Source organism: Candidatus Allofournierella merdavium, assembly GCF_944382735.1.
GTDB classification, from domain to species: domain Bacteria; phylum Bacillota; class Clostridia; order Oscillospirales; family Ruminococcaceae; genus Allofournierella_A; species Allofournierella_A merdavium.
In genome coordinates this window covers 87482-107589 of record NZ_CALWND010000007.1, presented here as the reverse complement: position 1 = coordinate 107589, position 20108 = coordinate 87482, and the positions used below count along the sequence as shown (strand labels likewise).

Genomic DNA, 20108 nt, shown 5'->3' with positions numbered 1-20108 from the left:
CAACACGATGAAAAGCAGGATGCCCGCCGCCGCCAACGCCCAGAACCCCCACAACAGGCGGGGGTCCGCCGGTCTGCGCTGTTCCATCCGCCTCACTCCCTTTTCGCGGGCCGCCGGGCCGGCCCTCCGTTAAAAACAGGATAGCACAGCCCCCCGCCAAATGCAAGGAAAGCGGGCGGCCCCGAAGGGCCGCCCGCCGCGCTCGATTCACCTTTTTGCCGCGCCCAGGGTGCGCATGGAGTTGAGCACCGCCAGCACCATCACGCCCACGTCGGCGAAGATGGCCGCCTGCATCCCCACCAGGCCCACCGCGCCCAGGGCCAGGCAGCCGAACTTGACCGCCAGGGCAAAGGCGATGTTCTGATGCACCACCGCCAGGCACCGCCGGGCCACCTTCATGGCAAGGCTCAGCTTGGCGGGGTCGTCGTCCATCAGCACGATGTCCGCCGCCTCGATGGCCGCGTCCGAGCCCATAGCCCCCATGGCGATGCCCACGTCCGCCCGGCTGAGCACCGGCGCGTCGTTGATGCCGTCGCCCACAAAGGCCAGGGTGGTGCCCCGGGGCTTTTGGGCCAGCAGCTGCTCCACACAGGCCACCTTGTCGGCGGGCAGCAGCTCGCTGCGCACCTCGTCGATGCCCAGCCGCTCCGCCGTCTGGCGGGCGGCGGCCCGGCCGTCGCCGGTGAGCATCACCGTGCGCACGCCCGCCCGGTGCAGTTCCTCCATCGCCGCTTTGGCGGTGGGCTTCTCCCGGTCGCTGATGAGCACGCCGCCCAAGAACGCGCCGTTCTGGGCCACATACACCGCGCTGCCCGCGCCCTCCACCGGCTGCCAGGCCACGCCCAGCTGCTCCATCAGCCGGGCGCTGCCCACCGCCGTGGGCACGCCGTCCACCAGGGCGGTCACGCCGTGGCCGGCGCTCTCGGTGACGTCCTTCACCCGGTCGGGCGCGGCTTCGAGGCCCGCCGCCCGCCGCAGGCTGAGGGCGATGGGGTGGCTGGAGAACTGCTCGGCCAGGGCCGCCGCCTCCAGCACCCGGCGCTCCTCCACGCCGGGGGCGGGGAACACCCGGGTCACCTCAAAGACGCCCTGGGTGAGGGTGCCGGTCTTGTCGAACACGGCGGTGCGGGTGGCGGCCAGCGCCTCCAGGTAGTTGCCGCCCTTGACCAGGATGCCCGCCCGGCTGGCCCCGCCGATGCCGCCGAAGAAGGCCAGCGGCACGCTGATGACCAGCGCGCAGGGGCAGCTGATGACCAGGAAGGTGAGCGCCCGGCGCAGCCACTCCACCCAGCCGCCCAAAAAGAGGGGCGGCAGCACCGCCAGCGCCAGCGCGCCGATGCACACCGCCGGGGTGTACCAGCGGGCGAAGCGGGTGATGAAGTTTTCCGCCTTGGCCTTTTTCATGCTGGAGTTTTCCACCAAGTCCAGGATGCGGCTGACGGTGGACTGGCCGAAGGGCTTGGTCACCTCCACCCGCAAAAGGCCGGTGGTGTTGACGCAGCCGCTGACCACCTCGTCGCCCGCCTCCACGTCCCGGGGCAGGCTCTCGCCGGTGAGGGCGCTGGTGTTCAGGGCCGAAACGCCCTCCACCACCCGCCCGTCCAGCGGGACCTTCTCGCCCGGGCGCACCACGATGATCTGGCCCACCGCCACCTCCTCGGGCGCCACCGTGACCACCGCGCCGTCCTTTTCCAGGTTGGCGCTGTCCGGCCGGATGTCCATCAGGGCGGCGATGCTGCGGCGGCTCTTGCCCACCGCGTAGCTCTGGAACAATTCGCCCAGCTGGTAGAACACCATGACCTCCACGCTCTCGCCGTACTCCCCCAGCGCCAGCGCGCCCACAGTGGCCACCGCCATCAGAAAGTTCTCGTCGAACACCTCGCCGTGCACCACGCCCAGCACCGCCCGGCGCAGCACGTCGTAGCCGATGATGAGATAGGGCACCAGATACAGCGCCAGCCGCGCCGCCCCCGCGGCGGGCACAAAGTGCAGCGCCGCCAGCAGCGCCGCCGACACAAGGATGCGCGCCAGCATCCGTTTTTGTTTGCGGTTCATCTCAAACGCTCCCTCCCCCGGGCCGGCCTTACAGATGGATCTCGCAGTCCGGCTCGATCTTGCGGCAGGCCTTGACCACCTGCTGCATCAGCTTGTCAAACCCCTCGTCGGGGCCCTCCACCACCATCTTCTGGGTCATGAAACTCACGGTGGCGCTCTCCACGCCGGGCAGGCGGTTCACCGCCTGCTCCATCTTGGCCGCGCAGCTGGCGCAGTCCACTTCAATGCAAAGGGTCTTTTTCATCGGTCGCTCCTCCTTTATTCCGCGATATGCTCCAGCCCCAGGGCGATGATGTCCCGCACATGGTCGTCGTCCAGCCCGTAGAACACCGTTTTGCCCTCCCGCCGAAAGCGCACCAGCTTGTTGGCCTTCAGGATGCGCAGCTGGTGGCTCACCGCCGACGGGGTCATGGAGAGGCACTGGGCGATGTCGTTGACGCACAATTCGCTCTCGAACAAAGCGTAAAGGATCTTCACCCGGGTGGTGTCGCCAAAGATCTTGTACAGTTCCGCCAGGTCGTAGAGCACTTCGTCCGGCGGCAGCGCGCCGCGCACCTGTTCGCAGCGGCTGCCTCCCTCCTGCCCGGCGCAGTCGGCGCCTTTGCCGCGGGCGGCTGTGGTCTCGTCCATATGAATGCCTCCCTTCAATGGAACAATCATTTGAACATCTGTTCAAATGATATTATATTCATGGGTCATCGCTCTGTCAATGGGGAAAAGCGATTTTTTTAAAAATTTTTTCAGGCGGAAAAGAGGCCCGCACCAAAATACAAGGGCCGGCCCGCTTGGCTGGCGATGATTTTTTTCGGTCACGATCGCGTTTTTCCCCCCGGGGCGCCCGCCTCATTCCCCGCTCTGTCTTTCGGGGGAAGGGAGGGCGGCGCCCCGGCTCCCGGGCCGGAACACCTGAAAGCCCGGGTCGGCGCACTCCGGCGCGGCCAGCACCCGGGCGGCGGCGTCCAACGCCTTTTCCAGGTCCAGGGCCAGCACGTCGATGTAGCAGCGCCCCACGCCCACCGCGCCGCCCAGCACGGCCAGGCAGCCCGCGCCCCGGCGGGCCAGGGCCTCCTCCAGCGCCGCCCGGCCGGCCACCGGCCCCTGGGGGCCGCAAGCGGCGGGGGTGTAGTAGAAAAAGCCCGCCACCGCCCCGTCCGCCGCCGCGGCGGCGCAGAGGGAGCCGTCCCCCGCCGAGAAGTTCCGGGCCAGGGCGGCAAAGCAGGTGGTGCCGGCGATCACGTCCCGCCGGGGGCCCTTTTTGCCGGTGGGCGCGCCCCGGTAGCCGGTCCACTCGGGCGGCGTCTCGTCAAAACAGAACTCCCACCGTTCGGCCGCGGAGGCGGGGGCCAGGGCCCTCCAGGCCGGGGCCAGCCAGCGCCGGTGGGGCGCCGTTTCCCACAGCAGGGTCAGCCGCAGCCGCTGCCCCGCCGCCTCCAGCCGGAACTGCGGCGCGGCAAAGCACTGCTCCAGCAGACCGGCCAGGACGGGGAGCACCGCCTGGCAGCCCTCCCGCCGGGCCCTGTCGTACAGGGTGCGCTCCCGCCGCGAAAAGGCCGCCCAGAAGCGGGCCGCCCGGTCGGTGAAGGGTTCCAGGCAGACCGGTCGGTCCAGCGCCGTGCGGCACCAGCCCAGGTAGGTCTCGGTTTCGCCGTCGCCGGGGGCCATGCGCTCGCTGGCCGCAAAGCAGGCCAGGGCCTGCTCCAGTTTGCCCTGATAATAGAGGGCAAAGCCCATGCGGAACTGCCACAGGGGATCGGCGGCGCCCTCTTTTTCCACCGCCCGCAGGGCGGTCTCGGCCTCTTTGTACCGGCCCAGGTTGTTCAGCGACCGGGCCAGGATGCCCGCCAGCCGGGCGCCGGTGCCCCCGGCGGCCAGCGGCTCCAGCAGCGCGGCGATGCCCGCGTCGTCCGCCCGGCGGTCCAGCTCTTCCAGCCGGTCCATCAGGGCGGGGTCGGGGGGCGGCTCCACCTCGCCCACGGCGCTGGGCCGGTCCACCCGCACCCAGGGCTCCTCCAGCAGGCCCTTGTCCTCCATGGCGTCCAGCAGGCCGTCGGCGTCCTGGACCAGTTTCAGGTCCATCTCAGGGGCGTAGAGGGGCAGCAGCTGGTAGAAATTCACCGCCTCGCCCCCCGGCAGCGGGCAGATGGCCGCCGGCTCGGGGGCGTCCAGCGGGTCCACCAGCATGGTGCCGCAGAGCAGGGTGTTGGAGGCAAAGGGCCGCCCGTTGGGCACGGTGTGGCCCCAGCCCAGCCAGGTGCTCTCCTCGGCGGGCATCCGGGCCAGCAGCCGCAGCCAGCGCACCGGCCAGCGCCAGATCTCCCGCTCGTCGTCCAGTTTCCAGCCGGCGGGCAGCAGCATCATCAGTTCCGCCCGCTCCAGCTGCTGCCCTTCCAGGTCGGGGGGCAGTTCCATCGGCCGCGCCCCCATGCCCCAGGTGAGCAGAGTGTAGTACTCCCGGCCCGGCTGCGGGTCGATGATGAGCACCGAGATGCCGTCCGCGCCGGGCAGCACCCGGCTCACCGGGCCCAGCCAGGCGCGGATGTGCTTTTGCAGCGCCGCCGTCTGGGCCGGGGCGTAGCCCGGCGAGGGGGGCGGCGGCGGGGCCAGCGGCGCGGGCGGCTCGTCGAACCAGCTGCCGGGCCAGCGCTCCTCGTACAGCGCCGTGGGCGCGGAGAGGTCATGCTCGATCATCACATAGGCATAGAGGGGCTCCTCGGGGCAGTGCCCCGCGTGGTAGCCCAGCTGGGCCCGGCCCTGCCGGTCCACCAGCACCTCCGCCGGCACAAGCCGCACCCCCGGCCGCCGGCGCCGGGCCAGCGGCCGGGCCGCGGCCTCCAGCCGGGGCAGCGCCTTCACCAGGTCCGCCAGCCAGGCCGGGTCCAGCTTGGAGGCGGCGGCCTCGCTCATCCGCAGGCGCATCTCCAAAAGGCCCTCCCCAAAGGGCACCCGGCAGGCGCACCAGGGGGCCTCGAAGGCCCAGTCCCGCGCGCCGAGGGCCGCCGACACCCGGCCCAGGCCCGCGCCGTCCGGCACAAAGCCGGGGGCCAGGGCCCGCACCTTCCGCTCTTGTTCCGGGGGCGCGGCGCACACCGCCAGCTCCTTCAGCGGCGCGCCGGCGGCCACCGCCGCCCGCAGCCGGGCCAGGGCCGCGCTCTCCCCGCCGCGGGCGAAGGCGTCGTCCAGCGCTTGCAGCGCGCCGGGCACGTCGCCCCCGTGGGCCCGCAGCACGGCCGCCAGCGCCGCCAGCAGGCCGTCCCCCGGAAAGCGGCGCAGCCCCGCCTCCGCCAGCTGCCGCGCCCGCCGCGGCTCGCCGGTGTACAGGCAGGCCCGGGCCATCGCCCCGTACCAGGCGGCGTTCCGGACCGGTTCGGCGCACCGTTCCAGCCAGCGGCGGGTGTGCCAGTAGCACTCGTAGTCGCCGGCGGCGGCGTCCAGCCGGGCCACCAGCGCCGCCAGGTCGCCGTCGGCGCAGACGTCCGCCTCCGACCAGCGGCCCTCGTCCAGCCCGTCCTCCAGATGGTGCTGGATCTCGTCCAGCATGATATAATACCGGCCCTCGGCCTCCAGTTCGGCCAGCCGGGCCAGGAATCCGTCGCTCAGGATCATTCTTTTCCCCTCCGGCCGGACACCGCATATTTTAATGAGTGCATTGCGTTCCTCCTTATCCGTCCTGCCGGGGCAGCAGCGCCAGGTGCCGGCGCATCAGCACAAGGGCTGCCGCGGCGGTGAGCATCACCGCCGCGGGATAGGCGATCCAGACCCCCTCCAGCCCCCACACCAGGGGCAGGGTAAAAAGAAAGAGGGGCTGGGCCGCCAGCGGCTCGCCGAAGGCGATCACAGCGCCGGCCACCGGTTCGCCCGCGGCACAGAAATAGCTGCAGCAAAAGCGGGCCAGCGCCATGAAAGGGCAGGCCAGCACCAGCGTCCACATGGCCGCCGCCCCCTGGGCCGCCGCCAGTTCACTGGCGCCGAACAGCAGGGGCAGCTGGCTGCGCAGGCCCCAGCAGGCGGCGCCGCACGCCAGCGCCACCCCCAGCGCCAGGGCCGCGCCGGCCCGGCGCAGGCGGGCAAGGGCGTGCCAGTCGCCGGCGCCCCGGGCAAAGCTGACCAGGGGCTGCAGCCCGTCGCCCACCCCGCCCACCAGCGGGATGACGCTGCCCAGCACATAGCTGAGCACCGCGTAGACCGCCACCCCCCGGGTGCCGCCGTGGCGCAGGGCCTGCAGATTGGTGACGAGCAGGATGGCGCTGGTGGAGATGGACAGGCCGAAGGGCGCCACCGCGCTGTGCAGGATGCCCCGCACCATCCGCCGGGCGGGAACGAACTGGCGCAGGCGCAGCGGCCAGCCCCTGTGGGCCAGCAGCAGCGGCAGCGCCGCCAGCGCGCACAGCCCCTGGGAAAGGCCGGTGGCCAGGGCCGCGCCGGGCAGCCCCCACTGGAACCGCTGGATGAACAGCCAGTCCAGAAAAATATTGCCCAGCAGCCCCCCCACGGTGACCATCATGGCCCCCACCGTGCGCCCTGCGCTGCGCACCAGCGGCAGCAACCCGCAGGAAAACACCTGCAAGGGCGACAGCAGACAGGCCACCCGGCTGTAGGCCGCGGCCAGCGGGTACAGTTCGGCGTTCGCGCCGATGAGGGGCAAGATGCGGGGATAGGTCAGGCCCAGCCCCACCTCCAGCGCCGCCGCGCACACCGCCAGTAGCACCAAGGTGTTGCCCCGAGCCGCCAGGGCCTCCGTCTCGTCGCCCCGGCCCCGGGCGGTGGCCAGACGCACCGCGCCGCCGGTGCCCACCGCCAGGCTCACCGACTGGATGACCGCCACGATGGGCCAGGCCACGTTGATGGCCGCCAGGCCCGCGTCCCCGAGATTTTGGCCGATGAACAGCCCGTCCACAATGATAAAGCAGCTGTTCAGCAGCTGACTGAACATGCTGGGCAGCGCGTAGCGCCAGAACTGGCCGCGGCTCGCGGCGGGTCGATCGTTCTGCATGGGTTCACCTCTTTCTGGCATTATAGCCCTTTTGGGGGCGCTTGGCAACGGCGCGGTACGTCTGGATTTTTGCGCGTCCTTCGTATATAATGGTAATAGACTTGGGTCGGCAAAGGGGGGGCGAAGAGGCTTGTACAACAAGATCCAGATCATCCGCAAACTGCTGATCGGCGCGGCGGCGCTGGCGGTGGCCATCTGCATCACCATCTTCATCCGGGAAAATATGGATGTGAAAGATCCCGAACAGGCCCTGCCCTCCATCACCATCACCATGAACGGCTCCACCGTGATGGCGCCGGAGATGATCTTCCGGGCGGGGTATGAGTGGAACTTCCTCACCACCACCGCAAAATCCACCCCGCCCTACAGCAGCCAGGATCTGCAGGACCACACCCCGCCGGTGGAGATGCTGGCCCGCACCTATATGGACATCGCCTTTTCGATGGAGCCGCGAAAGCTGACCATCAGCCGGTCGGACGAGGAGAACTTCGACGCTTTCCTCGACCTGGTGGACGCGGGCGACGGGCCGCTCATCGCCCCGGCCACCCCCGGCGTTTATATGTATCGCATCCAGGCGGACTTCGGCTGGCGGGGGTCCATCGTCTACTTCTTCCGCATCCGGGTGCAGGCGGGAGACTGAACGGCAGTGTCCGGGGCCGCGGCGTTCGCCGCGGCCTTTTTCTCTTTTGCGCCGGCGCGGGATGCTGTATAATAAAGCAAAGGAAAGGGGCGGTGCCAGATGGCCAAGGAGATCACAGGGCAGCAGGTGTTCGAACTGCTGCCCCGCCGCAAAGCGGACAGTCATAAGGGCAGCTACGGCAAGGTACTGTGCCTGTGCGGCTCGGCCCGTTTTCGGGGCGCGGCGGCGCTGGCGGTGGAGGGCGCGCTGCGCGTGGGCGCCGGGCTGGTGACCCTGGCGGGGGTGGAGCCGGTGATCGGGGCGGTGGCCGCCCGCTGCCCCGAGTGCGTCTTTCTGCCCTGCCGCCAGAGCGCCGAGGGCGGGGTGAGCGCCCAGAGCGGCAAAGCGGTGCTGGAGAAGGTGCGGGGCATGGAGGTGCTGCTGTTCGGGCCGGGGATGGGCGACACGGCGGACACCGCGGCCCTGCTGGAGCAGCTGGGCCCCTCCGCCGGGTGCGCCCTGGTGCTGGACGCCGACGGCCTGAACGCCGCCGCCAAAATGGACAGCCTGCCCCGCTCGCCGGGGCTGCCGCTGATCCTGACCCCCCACCCCGGCGAGATGGCCCGCCTGTGCGGGCTGACTGTGGCGGAGGTGAACGCCGGGCGGGAGGGCATCGCCGCCGGCTACGCCCGCGCCCAGGACTGCGTGGTGGTGCTGAAAGGCCACCGCACCATCGTGGCGGGGCCGGGGGGCGAGGTGTTCGTGAACCCCACCGGGGGCCCGGGCCTCTCCCGGGGCGGCAGCGGCGACATCCTGGCGGGCATGATCGCCGGCCTGGCGGCCCAGGGCCTTTCCCCCCTGGACGCGGCGGTGTGCGGCGTGTGGCTGCACGGGGCGGCGGCGGACGAGTGCGCAAAGCGCCTGGGCCAGTACGGCATGCTGCCCCACGACATTTTCGCCGACCTGGGGGCGATCTTCGCCGCCGGCGAGCGGTGATACAGAACAGACGGCAGGGGGCCGCGTCCTTGGGACGCGGCCCCCGTTTTTCAGCCCAGCAGCGCCCGCAGGGCCAGCATGGCCCCGAAGCCCAGGGCGGCCCCCGCCGCGCCCCGCCGCCCCTCGCCGGCGGCGGCGGGGGCAAGCTGGCGGGCCACGGTGAAGGCCATGGTGCCCGCCGCCGCCCCCAGCAGCCAGGGCAGCGCCGGCGCGATGCGGGCGGCCAGCGCCCCGGCCAGCGCGGCACCCGCCAGTTCCACCAGGCCGCTGGCCGCACCCGCGGCAAAGGCCCCCCGCCGGGACAGGCCCGCCGCCCGCAGCGGCAGGCTGAGGGCCGCGCCCTCGGGGAAGTTCTGCAGCCCCAGCCCCAGGCTGAAGGTGAGGGCCCCGGCCAGGCCCGCCCCCTCCCCCATGGCCGCCAGCGCCCCGGTGAGGCCCACCGCCATGCCCTGCGGCAGGTTATAGAAGGCGCTGGCCAGCACCAGGCCCCCCGCGCCCCCGGTGCGCACCACCCGGTCGGCCAGCGGGCCCAGGGCCGCCAGCGCCGCCGCCCCGATGGCAAACCCCGCCGTCGCCCGGCCCCAGCCGCCCTCGGCCGCCGCGGGCAGCAGCAGGCCGAACAGCCCCGCCCCCAGCATGATGCCCGCCGAGAGGCCCATGACCCCCCGTCCCGGGCCGGCGGCGCGCCGCCCCGTCAAAAACACCGTTCCCGCGCCCAGCGCCGTGCACAGGCAGGGCACAAGATCCATCCATATCGCCGCTGTGATCCGGTGCAATTTCCTCGACCCCCTTTCCCCCACTGTATACAAAAAGGGGGAAAAGGGTGCGCCGCCGCCCGGCGAAAGGCGGAAAACCGGCAGCAAAAAGCCCCCCTTGAAGGGGGGCGGAAGACGCGGGAGCCCTTGCTCCCCGGGCGGCGCGGCAACGGGACGCGAAGGGAACGGGGGGGCTTACTCCGCGCCCCTGGTCCTGGCCCAGTAGTCGGCCATGCTCTGCCCCTTCTCGCCGGTGACCTCGTGCTCCAGATACTCCCGCAGCACGCCCCGCTTCCAGGCGCGGGCCGCCTCCTCGGTGGCAAACTCCACCTCGGCGTAGAAAAATTCGCCGGGGCTGCCCGCGTCCACCCGGTTCACCTCCAGGGTGAGGCCGTCCGCCAGGGGGTAACGGCGCTGCTCCTTTTCGATCAGGGGCTTGCCGATGAGCTCCTCCAGCTGGCGGAACAGGTCTTTGTCGATGGGGGTCTCGATCTCGGTGCGGGAAAGACCGCCCGGCCCCGCCTTGCCCTTGAAGCAGAGGATGTATTCGGTGCCCTGTTCGTCCGCCTCCTCCCGGATGCGCACGGTGGGCCGCAGGGCGATGTAGCCCTGGCGCATTTTCAGGGTGCGCACCGACTCCAGGCCCCTGGGCCAATCCTTCACCAGCCATTTGCGTTCTATTTCCATGGTTTTATTCTCCTTTTTTCCGGGCCGTGCCCTTGCCGGGGCCGGGCAAACCCGCTATACTGAAATAGTATCATTAGTATAACCGGTTTTCAACCGATATGAGGGAGCCTTGTTATGAAAGCTGATCGACCCTACCCCACCTGCGCCGTGACCCCCAAGGCGGAGGCCGCCATCCTGAAGGGCCACCCCTGGGTGTACGCCGACGAGATCACCGCCGCCCCCGATCCCGCCCCGGAGAACGGCGGGGTGGTGGACGTGCTCAGCCGCAAGGGGCGGTACCTGGGCAGCGGCCTGTGGAGCGAGGCCAGCAAGATCCGGGTGCGGCTGTTGAGCCGCAACGCCAACGACCGCTTTGACGAAAGCTTCTGGCGGCGGCGCATCGAATACGCCTGGGCCTACCGCAAGGCGATCTACCCGCCCCAGGATCTGCAGTGCTGCCGGGTGGTGTTCGGCGAGGCGGACGGCCTGCCGGGCCTCACCGTGGACCGGTTCGGGCCCATCCTGTCGGTGCAGATCCTTTCCTTTGGCATGGACCAGCGAAAGGAACTGCTGGCCCGGCTGCTGGTGGAGACGCTGGCCGCCGACGGCGAGGACATCCGGGGCGTTTTTCTGCGCAACGACGTGGGGCTGCGGGAGAAGGAGGGCCTGGCCGAGGGCAAGGGCTGGCTGGAGGTGCCGGACCTTGCCCACCCGGAAAAAGCCGAGACCATCATCACCGAGAACGGGGTGCGCTACCATGTGGACGCGGAGAACGGCCAGAAGACCGGCTTTTTCCTGGACCAGAAGCTCAACCGCCGCCGGGTGGCCCAGCTTTCAAAGGGCCGCCGGGTGCTGGACTGCTTCACCCACACCGGCAGCTTTGCCCTGAACGCGGCCCTGGGGGGCGCCGAGCATGTGACGGCGGTGGACGTGAGCGAGGCGGCGGTGGAGATGGCCCGCGAAAACGCCGTTCTGAACGGCCTTGCGGACCGGATGGACTTTGTCTGCGCCGACGTGTTCGACCTGCTGCCCAGCCTTGAGGGCAAGCATGACTACGACTTCATCATCCTGGACCCGCCCGCCTTCACCAAGGCGCGCAGGACGGCGGCGAACGCCATGCGGGGCTACAAGGAGATCAACTATCGGGCCATGAAGCTGCTGCCCCGGGGCGGGCTGTTGGCCACCGCCAGCTGCAGCCACTTCGCCACCCCCGCCATGTTCGAGAAAATGCTGGCGGAAGCCGCGCTGGACGCCGGGCGGCAGCTGCGGCAGATCGAGGCCCGCCAGCAGGCGCCGGACCACCCGATCCTGTGGAACGCGGAGGAGACAGGCTATCTCAAATTTTATCTCTTCCAGGTGGTGTAAAGCCGGCGCGGGCCGTTGACAGCCCCCGCCGCCGCGCCGTATAATGCTTGACGTAATTTTATGCCGCGCCGCGGCAGGGAGGAAGCGACCATGTCCCATCCGAATCCGAAAGAGATCTACGGCTCGCTGGTGTTCAACGAGCATGTGATGAAGGAACGGCTGCCCGCCGCCACCTACAAGAGCCTGAAGGCCACCCTGCAGAAGGGGCAGCCCCTGGACATCGAGCTGGCCAACGTGGTGGCCAGCTTCATGCGGGACTGGGCCATCGAGAAGGGCGCCACCCACTACACCCACTGGTTCCAGTCCCTCACCGGCATCACCAGCGAAAAGCACGACAGCTTCATCAGCCCCATGAAGGACGGCACCGCCATCATGGAGTTCTCCGGCAAGGAGCTGGTGCGGGGCGAGTCGGACGCCTCCAGCTTCCCCTCCGGCGGCCTGCGCGCCACCGCCGAGGCCCGGGGCTACACCACCTGGGACCCCACCAGCTACGCCTTTGTGAAGGACGGCACCCTGTGCATCCCCACCGCCTTCTGCAGCTGGACGGGCGAGGCGCTGGACGAGAAAACGCCCCTTCTGCGCAGCATGAAGGCGGTGAGCGACCAGGCCTGCCGCATTCTGAAGCTGTTCGGCAAGGACATCGCCCATGTGGATGTGACCGTGGGCCTGGAGCAGGAGTATTTCCTCGTCAAGAAGGAGCACTACGAGCAGCGGGAGGACCTGATCCTCACCGGGCGCACCCTCTTCGGCGCGGCCCCCGCCAAGGGGCAGGAGCTGGAAGAGCACTACTTCGGCGCGCTGCGCACCGAGGTGAGTGCCTTCATGCACGAACTGGACACCGAACTGTGGAAGCTGGGGGTGGCGGCCAAGACCAAGCACAACGAGGTTGCCCCCGCCCAGCACGAGCTTGCCCCTCTCTTTGACCGGTGCAACGTGGCGGTGGACCACAACCTGCTGACCATGGAGATGATGCGCCGCATCGCCCCCAAATACGGTCTGAAGTGCCTTTTGCACGAGAAGCCCTTCGAGGGGGTCAACGGCTCGGGCAAGCACAACAACTGGTCGCTGAGCACCCCCGGCATGAACCTGCTGGACCCCGGCGACACCCCCATGGACAACCTCCAGTTCCTCATCTTCTTCGCCGCCGTCATCCGGGCGGTGGACGAGTACCAGGACCTGCTGCGGATGTGCATCGCCTCGGCGGGCAACGAGCACCGGCTGGGCGGCAACGAGGCGCCTCCGGCCATCGTGTCAGTGTTCGTGGGCGACGACCTGGCCGCCATTCTGGACGCCATCGCCTCCGACAGCGAGTATGTGGCCCCCAAGGCCGCCAAGATCGACCTGGGGGTGGACGTGCTGCCCAAGTTCGCCAAGGACACCACCGACCGCAACCGCACCAGCCCCTTCGCCTTCACCGGCAACAAGTTCGAGTTCCGGATGCCCGGCTCCTCCGCCAACATGTCCGACGCCAACACCGTGCTGAACACGGCGGTGGCCAAGGAGCTGAAGGGCTACGCCGACGAACTGGAGCAGGCCGAAGACTTTGACACCGCCGTGATCGCCCTGGTCAAACGCACCATCCGGGACCACAAGCGGGTGATCTTCAACGGCAACGGCTACTCGAAGGAGTGGGAGGAGGAGGCCGCCCGCCGGGGCCTTGCCTCCACCCCCGCCGCCGCCGACGCGCTGGCGGCGATGATCCAGCCGAAGAACCTGGAACTGTTCCGCATGATGGGCGTGCTCAGCGAGACCGAGACCCGCAGCCGCTACGAGGTGAAGCTGGAAAACTACGCCAAGGTGCGGCACATCGAGGCGGGAACCATGCTGGAGATGACCCGCCGCCAGCTGGTGCCCGCCGCCTGCGCCTGCATGACCGACCTGGCAAACGGCATCGCCGCAAAGCAGGCCGCCTGCCCCGGCATCAGCTGCAAGGCGGAGGAGAAGGCCCTGCGCCAGCTGACCAACTACACCGACGCCATGAGCGACGCCGCCGACCGGCTGGAGGCCCAGGTGGAGGCCGCCGAGGCCCTGACCGACGCGCTGGCGGAGGCCCGGGCCTACCACGACCAGGTGCTGCCCGCCATGCAGGCGCTGCGCGCCGCCGCCGACGCGGCGGAGGCCGTCTGCGGCAGCGACTACTGGCCCCTGCCCAGCTACAGCACCATGCTGTTCTATGTGTGAATCCATTCTGTTAAAAAACGCGCCGGACGGCGGCTTTATGCCCCGTCCGGCACGTTTTCTTTTCGTTTGATGGAGACGATGTGCTTTCCGCGGCGCTGCGCGTACTGCAGGGTTTGCCAGGCGCCGCCATGCTCCCGCCAGACCAAGGCGATCAGTTGGTCCGCCTGGTCTACCATCCAGCGATTGCGGGCAGTGACGGCCTTTTTGTAATGAACTTGTGCGAGTTCATGGAGAACGATCACCTCGTCAAAATTCTTTCGGTAGTATTCCCCATCGGTATTCAGGCGCTGGTACATATATGGCAGCACCAGAATCAGCCGTATTCTCTTGTCCTGGTGCCTGGATTTCAGCGTGCGGACTGCGCAGGCACAAAGGCGGTCAAATTCTCCCATACCGCCCACATAGCAGATCAACTCCTGTTCCGTTGAAAGCAACGTTTCCAATGCCTCGACCACTGGCCATTGACTGAGGCCGAAGACCTCCCTGTGTCCCGCAAAGGTGCAAATCATCTTCGCCGCCCTGCCTTTCTTTAAGGTTGAAAGTCGACCCCTAAATTTGAGATAAATTAAATTATATAAATTTTATATTTACTTGGTTTATTATACATCAAAACCGGTCACTTTACAATAAGGGAGGAATCAATCAAGAAGCCATACGATAAGGGGTTAACAATGGAACTGGATTACAAGGCGATCGGCAAGCGGGTGAAAATCGCAAGGATACGGGCGGACCTGTCCCAGGAGGCCCTGGCAGAAAAGGCGGGGCTTTCAGTTACCCACATGAGCAACATCGAGACCGGCAATACCAAGCTGAGCCTGCCGATGGCGGTTTCGCTGGCGAATGCGCTGGACGTCACGGTGGACGAGTTTCTCTGCGACAGCGTGATCCGCTCGAAGGAGGTTTTCTCCCGGGAGGCCCAACTGCTTTTGGAGGATTGCGACGACTATGAAATCCGCATTCTCACCGATCTGCTCAAAGCCGCCAAGGAGACCCTTCGCAGGGACAAACGACTGAAAGAACAAAAATAATCCAAACAAAAGCAGCGCGGAATGGTCTTCTCCGACCATTCCGCGCTGCTTTCTTTTACCGTCCCGCGTTTTTCACCCGCTCGGCGGCCTCCGCCGCCTCCTTTTCCGCCCGGCGCTTCGCCCGGGCGATGGCGGCCTTTTTTTCCTTGGCCCAGCGGGCGGCCTGGGCCTCGTCCGCCGGCTCGGTGGCCCGGGCAAAGGTGTGGTGCAGCCCGTCCGAGCGCATCCGCCGCAGCCAGATGAGCACCGGCCCGTGGGCGGCGCAATGGCCCATGGAGTAGAGGCTGTTGTTGCCCTTGCGCAGCCACCAGTCCCCCTCGTCGGGCACAAGGGGCGCGCCGCACTCGGGGCACTTGGCCCGGCGCATCTCCTCGCTGGCCAGCCACACCTCGCCGTCGGCGTAGCCCCGCCAGAGGGTGAAATCCCGCCGGCGGCTGCCCTCCGGGCAGGTGAGGGTGCGCAGCTGCTCCTCTTCATCGGGGTACTCCGCCAGGGCCTTGTCCAGGTCGATGAAGGAGCACACCTTCGCGGTGTACACCGCGTCCGCCAGCGCGTCGTGGAAGGCCTCCTCCTTCTCGATGCCCAGCCGCTCCACCACGCTCTCCAGCGTCATGCTCTCCCCCTCGGCCCGGGGCCGCTGGCTGAGGAACGCCCGCTGCAGGTCGTACCAGCGGTGGGGCCAGCTTTCGTCCAGCCCCGCCAGCACCAGGTTCTGCTTGAGCACCGGCACGTCGTCCTGCCCCCACTCGCCCAGAGCGGCGTCGGGGCCGCACCAGTCCATGAAGCGGCGCAGCCCCTCGGGGATGGGCACCCCCGCCGCCAGGTCCTTCTGGGTGAGTCCGGTGACCTTGGCCACATGGTGATGGAGTTTGGGGAAGATCTTGGGCCGCATGGTCACGGTGAAGGTGTCGGTGATCTTTCCGCCCTCCACCTTCGCCGCGCCGATCTGGATGATCTCCCCCCGCAGCGTCTGCTCGGCGCCCTGGTAACGGAAGGTCCTGGGCGCGTAGCCCATGTTCCACTCCATGTCAAATACGATCAGTTGGGCCATGTCTCTCGTTCCTCTCACACAGGGCAGGGCGGACGAAACGCCCGCCCCGCTTTTTGTTTTTACAGATAGGCCGGCACGGCCTTTTCGCCCGTGTGCACCGGCTCCTCCAGGGAGGGGACAGGGGCGGCGGGGGCGTGGGCGGCCTCGTCCAGCCGTTCCTTGGCCACGCTGAGCATCAGCTTGATGCGGTTCTCCTGGTTCACCGGCGTGGCGCTGGGGTCGTAGTCGATGGGGGTGATGTTGGCCTGGGGATAGATGGCCCGGATGCGGCTGATCATGCCCTTGCCGCAGATGTGGTTGGGCAGGCAGCCGAAGGGCTGGGCGCAGACGATGTTCTCGTAGCCGCTGGTGACCAGCTCCACCATCTCGGCGGTGAGCAGCCAGCCCTCGCCCATCTTGTTGCCCCGGCTGATGATGCCGTCGGCCATGGTGCGCAGTTCCAAAAAGGGCGCGGGGGCGTGGAAGCCCGCCGCCTTCATGGCGGCGCCCGACGCCCGCTCGATGCCGTCCATGTACTTCAGCAGCGCCTCGGCGCCCCAGACGGCGGCCCTGGAGCCGCCGTAAAAGCGCACGGTGTCACCCATGTTGCTGATGCAGTACTGCACGAAGCCCAACAGGCCCGGCAGGTTCACCTCGCACCCCTCGCCGGCCAGGAACTCCTCCAGCCGGTTGTTGCCCAAGGGGGAATACTTGACGTAAATTTCGCCCACGACGCCCACCTTCACCTTGGGCGTCCGCTCCACGGGAATGGCGGCGTAGTCGGCGGCGATGGCGGGGAACAGCTTTTTCATCGCCCCCGCCGAGATGTTGCGGCCTTTGAGGAAATCCTCCCGCAGGCGGCCCAGCCATTTGTTCGTGAGAGCCTCGGCCGCGCCCTTTTCCTTCTCGTAGGGGGCGGTCTGGTTGCGCAGCGTCATCAAAAGGTCGCCGTAGACGATGGCCGCCAGCGCCATTTTCAAGAGGGGCAGGGTCATCTGGAAGCCGGAGTCCTTCTCCAGGCCCGAGAAGTTCAGGCTGGCCACCGGGATGTGGCCGTAACCCGCCCGGGCCAGCGCCTTGCGCAGCAGGTGGATGTAGTTGGAGGCCCGGCAGCCGCCGCCCGTCTGGGTGATGAGCAGGGCGGTGTGGTCCAGGTCATACTTGCCGCTGTTCAGCGCGTCCAAAAACTGCCCGATGACCAGCAGCGCCGGGTAGCAGGTGTCGTTGTGGACGTACTTGAGGCCCAGCTGGGCCACCTGGCTGCCGCAGTTGCCCAAAATCTCGGTGCGGTAGCCCTCCTTCTCCAGGGCCGCCTGCAGCAGGGTGAACTGCACCGGGGCCATGTTGGGGATGAGGATGGTGTGGGTCTTTTTCATTTCCGGCGTAAAGCGCGGGTAATTCAGCGCGTTTTCCATCGGTTCACTCCCCCTTTCTGTCCTTCTCGTCCAGCGCGGCGAAGAGGCTGCGCAGACGGATGTTCACCGCGCCGAGGTTGGTGATCTCGTCGATCTTCAGCTGGGTGTACAGCTTGCCCCCCGCCTGCAGGATGCTGCGGGTCTCGTCGGTGGTGATGGCGTCCACCCCGCAGCCGAAGCTCACCAGCTGCACCAGGTCCATGTCCTTCTGGGTGGTGCAGTATTTGGCCGCCGCGTACAGCCGGGAGTGATAGGTCCACTGGTTGAGCACGGTGGTGGGGAATTTGTGCTCGTGCCAGGCCACGCTGTCCTCGGTGACGACCGCCGCCCCGTGCTGGCAGATCAGGCCGTCGATGCCGTGGTTCACCTCCGGGTCCACATGGTAGGGCCGGCCCGCCAGCACGATGATCCGCTTGCCCGCCGCCCGGGCCGCGGCGATGATCTCGGCGCCCTTGTCCCGCAGGCGCTGCATATGGTCGCGGTACTCGGCGTAGCCCAGGTCGGCGGCCCGGGCCACCTCCCCCTTGGAGATATCCTTAAAGTATTTTTTAAGGATAAAATACATTTTGTTTTTAAAGTCCGCCGGCCGGTGCAGACCCACGAAGTCATCGATGAAGGGGATATCCGCCAGTTCGGGGCAGTTCACCTCCAGCACCTCGGGGTAATAGGCCACCACCGGGCAGTTGTAGTGGTTGTCGCCCAGCTGCTCGTCGATGTTGTAACTCATGCAGGGGTAGAAGATGGCGTCCACGCCCATCTGGCTGAGAGCCTTGATGTGGCCGTGGGCCAGTTTCGCGGGGAAGCAGACGGTGTCGCTGGGGATGCTGGCCTGGCCGGCGGTGTAGAGGGCCCGGTCGCTCACCGGGCTGGTGATGACGGCAAAGCCCAGGGAGGTGAAGAAGGCGTGCCAGAAGGGCAGCAGCTCGTACATGTTCAGGCACAAGGGGATGCCGATGCGGCCCCGGGGGCCCTCCGCCGGCTTGTAGGAAGCCAGCAGATTCTGCTTGTAGCGGTAGAGGTTGAGGGCGTCGTCGCCGCCGGCGGCCCCGCCGCTCACCGGGTGCTCGCAGCGGTTGCCGCTGATGAGCCGCCGCCCGCCGGCGAAGGTGTTCACGGTGAGCTGGCAGTGGTTGGTGCAGCCGTTACACTGCACGGTGCGGGTGGTCTGGCTGAAGCCGGCCAGTTCCTCGGGGCCCAGCACGGTGCTCTTCTGGCCGGGTTTTGCGGTGGCAAGGCCGTGGAGGGCCGCGCCGAAGGCGCCCATCAGGCCGGCGATGTCCGGCCGGATGACCTCCACCCCCATCTCCTTTTCAAAGGCCCGCAGCACCGCCTCGTTGTAGAAGGTGCCGCCCTGCACCACGATGTGCCGGCCCAGCTCCTCGGGGCTGGAGGCGCGGATGACCTTGTAGAGGGCGTTTTTCACCACGCTGATGGAAAGGCCCGCCGAGATGTTCTGGATGGAGGCGCCGTCCTTCTGGGCCTGCTTGACGCTGGAGTTCATGAACACGGTGCAGCGGCTGCCCAGGTCCACCGGGCGGTCGGCAAAGAGGCCCAGGGCCGAAAACTCCTTCACGTCGTAGCCCAGGGCTTCGGCGAAGGTCTGCAGAAAGCTGCCGCAGCCGGAGGAGCATGCCTCGTTCAGGAAGATGTCGCTGATGGCGCCGTCCTCGATCTTGAAGCACTTCATGTCCTGGCCGCCGATGTCGATGATGAAGTCCACCTCGGGCAGGAAATGGCGGGCGGCGGTGAAGTGGGCCACCGTCTCCACCACGCCGGCGTCGGCGTTGAAGGCGTGCTGGATCAGCGCCTCGCCGTAGCCGGTGGTGGTGACGCTGGCCACCTCCAGGCCCGGATGGTCGGCGTAGAGCTTTTCCAGCACCTCTTTCACCAGCGGCACCGGGTTGCCCAGGTTCGGCTGGTAGCTGGTGAACAGAAGGTTCGCGTTCTGGTCGATGACCGCCAGCTTCACGGTGGTGGAGCCGGAGTCGATGCCGATGTGCACCGGGCCGCAGTCGGCGGCAAAGGGCAGATGGGGCACGCTGGCCTTCAGATGCCGCGCGTGGAAGGCCTCGTACTCCTCCTTGCTGGCAAACAGGGGCGGCTCGCTGGCCCAGCTGCCCTTGCCGGCGCCGGCCTCCACCGCGTCGGCCACCTGGGCCAGGTTGAACTCCTTGTCGGCGTAGAAGGCCGCGCCCAGGGCCACAAAGTGCAGGCTGTGCTCCGGGCACAGGCCCGTGACCCCCAGGGTCTTGTTGAAGGTCTGGCGCAGCACGCTGTTGAAGGTGAGGGGCCCGCCCAGATACAGGATGTTGCCCTTGATGGCCCGCCCCTGGGCCAGGCCGGCGATGGTCTGGTTCACCACCGCGCCGTAGATGGAGGCGGCGATGTCCCCCGCCGCCGCGCCCTGGTTGATCAGGGGCTGGATGTCGCTCTTGGCGAACACGCCGCAGCGGCTGGCGATGGTGTAGGTGCGCTGGGCGGTGGCCGCGGCGGCGTTCAGCTCCTCCGGGCTCATCTTCAGCAGGGTGGCCATCTGGTCGATGAAGGCCCCGGTGCCGCCGGCGCAGCTGCCGTTCATCCGCACCTCTGTGCCGCCGGTGAGGAAGAGGATCTTGGCGTCCTCGCCCCCCAGCTCGATGATGACGTCGGTGTCCGGCACCAGGCGCTTGGCCGCCACCCGGGTGGCGAACACCTCCTGCACAAAGGGCACGCCGCAGCTCTCGGCCAGGCCCATGCCCGCCGAGCCGGAGATGGCAAGGTAAGCGGTGCGCCCCTCCAGCTGCTCGGTGTGCACCCGCCGCAAAATCTCCGCGGTCTTTTCGGTGATGTGGCTGCCGTGGCGCTCGTAGGTGTCAAAGACCACCTCGCCGGCGTCATTCAGCACCACGCATTTGATGGTGGTGGAACCAATGTCCAGACCAACGCGCATTTGATCTCCTCTTTCCTTGGTAAGACGCGGCCCGGCCCCGAGGGCCGGGCCGCGAAAAAACAGTAAACATTATGATTAT

The 20108-nt window shown here is 68.0% G+C and carries 16 protein-coding genes; 5 read left to right on the top strand and 11 right to left on the bottom strand.

From position 1 onward, the window contains the following. Positions 1 to 207 precede the first annotated feature (207 nt). From ACH2A7_RS07315 to ACH2A7_RS07295, 5 genes are all read right to left on the bottom strand, one after another. Entirely contained in the window at positions 208 to 2055 is a 1848-nt protein-coding gene (locus tag ACH2A7_RS07315; RefSeq protein ID WP_394961068.1) for a heavy metal translocating P-type ATPase, read from the bottom strand. A gap of 28 nt (positions 2056 to 2083) precedes the next feature. Then, positions 2084 to 2299, bottom strand: coding sequence for a cation transporter (locus ACH2A7_RS07310; RefSeq protein WP_394961067.1), 216 nt, complete (start codon positions 2297 to 2299; stop codon positions 2084 to 2086). A gap of 14 nt (positions 2300 to 2313) precedes the next feature. Next, positions 2314 to 2685: an ArsR/SmtB family transcription factor gene (locus tag ACH2A7_RS07305; RefSeq protein WP_394961066.1), complete on the bottom strand. Its 372-nt coding sequence runs from the start codon at positions 2683 to 2685 to the stop codon at positions 2314 to 2316. A 213-nt stretch (positions 2686 to 2898) separates the two neighbouring features. Next, on the bottom strand, positions 2899 to 5658 hold the full coding sequence (locus tag ACH2A7_RS07300) for a suppressor of fused domain protein (protein WP_394961064.1): 2760 nt from the start codon (positions 5656 to 5658) through the stop codon (positions 2899 to 2901). A 55-nt stretch (positions 5659 to 5713) separates the two neighbouring features. Next, a complete protein-coding gene (locus ACH2A7_RS07295) occupies positions 5714 to 7045 on the bottom strand; it encodes an MATE family efflux transporter (protein WP_394961063.1) in 1332 nt (443 codons plus the stop codon). Between the two features lie 130 nt (positions 7046 to 7175). Between ACH2A7_RS07295 and ACH2A7_RS07290 the strand changes: the two genes are divergently transcribed. Both ACH2A7_RS07290 and ACH2A7_RS07285 read left to right on the top strand, forming a co-directional pair. Continuing rightward, complete coding sequence (locus tag ACH2A7_RS07290) at positions 7176 to 7685, top strand: hypothetical protein (RefSeq protein ID WP_394961062.1); 510 nt, start codon at positions 7176 to 7178, stop codon at positions 7683 to 7685. Positions 7686 to 7784: 99 nt separating this feature from the next. Next, complete coding sequence (locus tag ACH2A7_RS07285; protein WP_394961060.1) at positions 7785 to 8660, top strand: NAD(P)H-hydrate dehydratase; 876 nt, start codon at positions 7785 to 7787, stop codon at positions 8658 to 8660. A 50-nt stretch (positions 8661 to 8710) separates the two neighbouring features. Here the strand turns inward: ACH2A7_RS07285 and ACH2A7_RS07280 are convergent, their stop codons facing one another. Both ACH2A7_RS07280 and ACH2A7_RS07275 read right to left on the bottom strand, forming a co-directional pair. Further along, a complete protein-coding gene (locus tag ACH2A7_RS07280; RefSeq protein WP_394961059.1) occupies positions 8711 to 9436 on the bottom strand; it encodes a ZIP family metal transporter in 726 nt (241 codons plus the stop codon). 174 nt (positions 9437 to 9610) lie between these two features. Then, positions 9611 to 10102 (bottom strand): CYTH domain-containing protein, encoded by a 492-nt coding sequence (locus tag ACH2A7_RS07275; protein ID WP_394961057.1) that lies wholly within the window; start codon positions 10100 to 10102, stop codon positions 9611 to 9613. A 114-nt stretch (positions 10103 to 10216) separates the two neighbouring features. Here ACH2A7_RS07275 and ACH2A7_RS07270 point away from each other — a divergent pair, with 114 nt between their 5' ends. Then, a complete protein-coding gene (locus ACH2A7_RS07270; protein ID WP_394961056.1) occupies positions 10217 to 11446 on the top strand; it encodes a class I SAM-dependent rRNA methyltransferase in 1230 nt (409 codons plus the stop codon). 90 nt (positions 11447 to 11536) lie between these two features. Next, a complete protein-coding gene (locus ACH2A7_RS07265) occupies positions 11537 to 13627 on the top strand; it encodes a glutamine synthetase III (RefSeq protein WP_394961055.1) in 2091 nt (696 codons plus the stop codon). Between the two features lie 35 nt (positions 13628 to 13662). On the opposite strand, the gene ACH2A7_RS07260 is transcribed toward ACH2A7_RS07265, so the two are convergent. Then, positions 13663 to 14136: a DUF1273 domain-containing protein gene (locus ACH2A7_RS07260; protein ID WP_394961054.1), complete on the bottom strand. Its 474-nt coding sequence runs from the start codon at positions 14134 to 14136 to the stop codon at positions 13663 to 13665. A 162-nt stretch (positions 14137 to 14298) separates the two neighbouring features. Between ACH2A7_RS07260 and ACH2A7_RS07255 the strand changes: the two genes are divergently transcribed. After that, positions 14299 to 14655 carry a helix-turn-helix domain-containing protein gene (locus ACH2A7_RS07255; RefSeq protein WP_394961052.1) on the top strand — a complete coding sequence of 119 codons (357 nt, stop codon included), beginning with the start codon at positions 14299 to 14301 and terminating at the stop codon, positions 14653 to 14655. A gap of 55 nt (positions 14656 to 14710) precedes the next feature. Here the strand turns inward: ACH2A7_RS07255 and ACH2A7_RS07250 are convergent, their stop codons facing one another. From ACH2A7_RS07250 to ACH2A7_RS07240, 3 genes are read right to left on the bottom strand one after another with little or no spacing between them, the layout of a single operon-like run. Further along, the gene (locus tag ACH2A7_RS07250; RefSeq protein ID WP_394961050.1) at positions 14711 to 15706 is read right to left on the bottom strand and encodes an exonuclease domain-containing protein; all 996 of its coding nucleotides are present in this window, start codon (positions 15704 to 15706) and stop codon (positions 14711 to 14713) included. 59 nt (positions 15707 to 15765) lie between these two features. Then, the gene (locus ACH2A7_RS07245; protein ID WP_394961049.1) at positions 15766 to 17100 is read right to left on the bottom strand and encodes a 2-hydroxyglutaryl-CoA dehydratase; all 1335 of its coding nucleotides are present in this window, start codon (positions 17098 to 17100) and stop codon (positions 15766 to 15768) included. Between the two features lie 4 nt (positions 17101 to 17104). Next, entirely contained in the window at positions 17105 to 20029 is a 2925-nt protein-coding gene (locus ACH2A7_RS07240) for an acyl-CoA dehydratase activase (RefSeq protein ID WP_394961047.1), read from the bottom strand. Between the last annotated feature and the right edge of the window lie 79 nt (positions 20030 to 20108).

Bases quoted from the DNA above. Each gene is read 5' to 3' on its own strand.
- ACH2A7_RS07315 (WP_394961068.1), bottom strand. From the start codon at position 2,055: ATGAACCGCAAACAAAAACGGATGCTGGCGCGCATCCTTGTGTCGGCG.
- ACH2A7_RS07310 (WP_394961067.1), bottom strand. From the start codon at position 2,299: ATGAAAAAGACCCTTTGCATTGAAGTGGACTGCGCCAGCTGCGCGGCC.
- ACH2A7_RS07305 (WP_394961066.1), bottom strand. From the start codon at position 2,685: ATGGACGAGACCACAGCCGCCCGCGGCAAAGGCGCCGACTGCGCCGGG.
- ACH2A7_RS07300 (WP_394961064.1), bottom strand. From the start codon at position 5,658: ATGATCCTGAGCGACGGATTCCTGGCCCGGCTGGCCGAACTGGAGGCC.
- ACH2A7_RS07295 (WP_394961063.1), bottom strand. From the start codon at position 7,045: ATGCAGAACGATCGACCCGCCGCGAGCCGCGGCCAGTTCTGGCGCTAC.
- ACH2A7_RS07285 (WP_394961060.1), top strand. From the start codon at position 7,785: ATGGCCAAGGAGATCACAGGGCAGCAGGTGTTCGAACTGCTGCCCCGC.
- ACH2A7_RS07275 (WP_394961057.1), bottom strand. From the start codon at position 10,102: ATGGAAATAGAACGCAAATGGCTGGTGAAGGATTGGCCCAGGGGCCTG.
- ACH2A7_RS07270 (WP_394961056.1), top strand. From the start codon at position 10,217: ATGAAAGCTGATCGACCCTACCCCACCTGCGCCGTGACCCCCAAGGCG.
- ACH2A7_RS07265 (WP_394961055.1), top strand. From the start codon at position 11,537: ATGTCCCATCCGAATCCGAAAGAGATCTACGGCTCGCTGGTGTTCAAC.
- ACH2A7_RS07260 (WP_394961054.1), bottom strand. From the start codon at position 14,136: ATGATTTGCACCTTTGCGGGACACAGGGAGGTCTTCGGCCTCAGTCAA.
- ACH2A7_RS07255 (WP_394961052.1), top strand. From the start codon at position 14,299: ATGGAACTGGATTACAAGGCGATCGGCAAGCGGGTGAAAATCGCAAGG.
- ACH2A7_RS07250 (WP_394961050.1), bottom strand. From the start codon at position 15,706: ATGGCCCAACTGATCGTATTTGACATGGAGTGGAACATGGGCTACGCG.
- ACH2A7_RS07245 (WP_394961049.1), bottom strand. From the start codon at position 17,100: ATGGAAAACGCGCTGAATTACCCGCGCTTTACGCCGGAAATGAAAAAG.
- ACH2A7_RS07240 (WP_394961047.1), bottom strand. From the start codon at position 20,029: ATGCGCGTTGGTCTGGACATTGGTTCCACCACCATCAAATGCGTGGTG.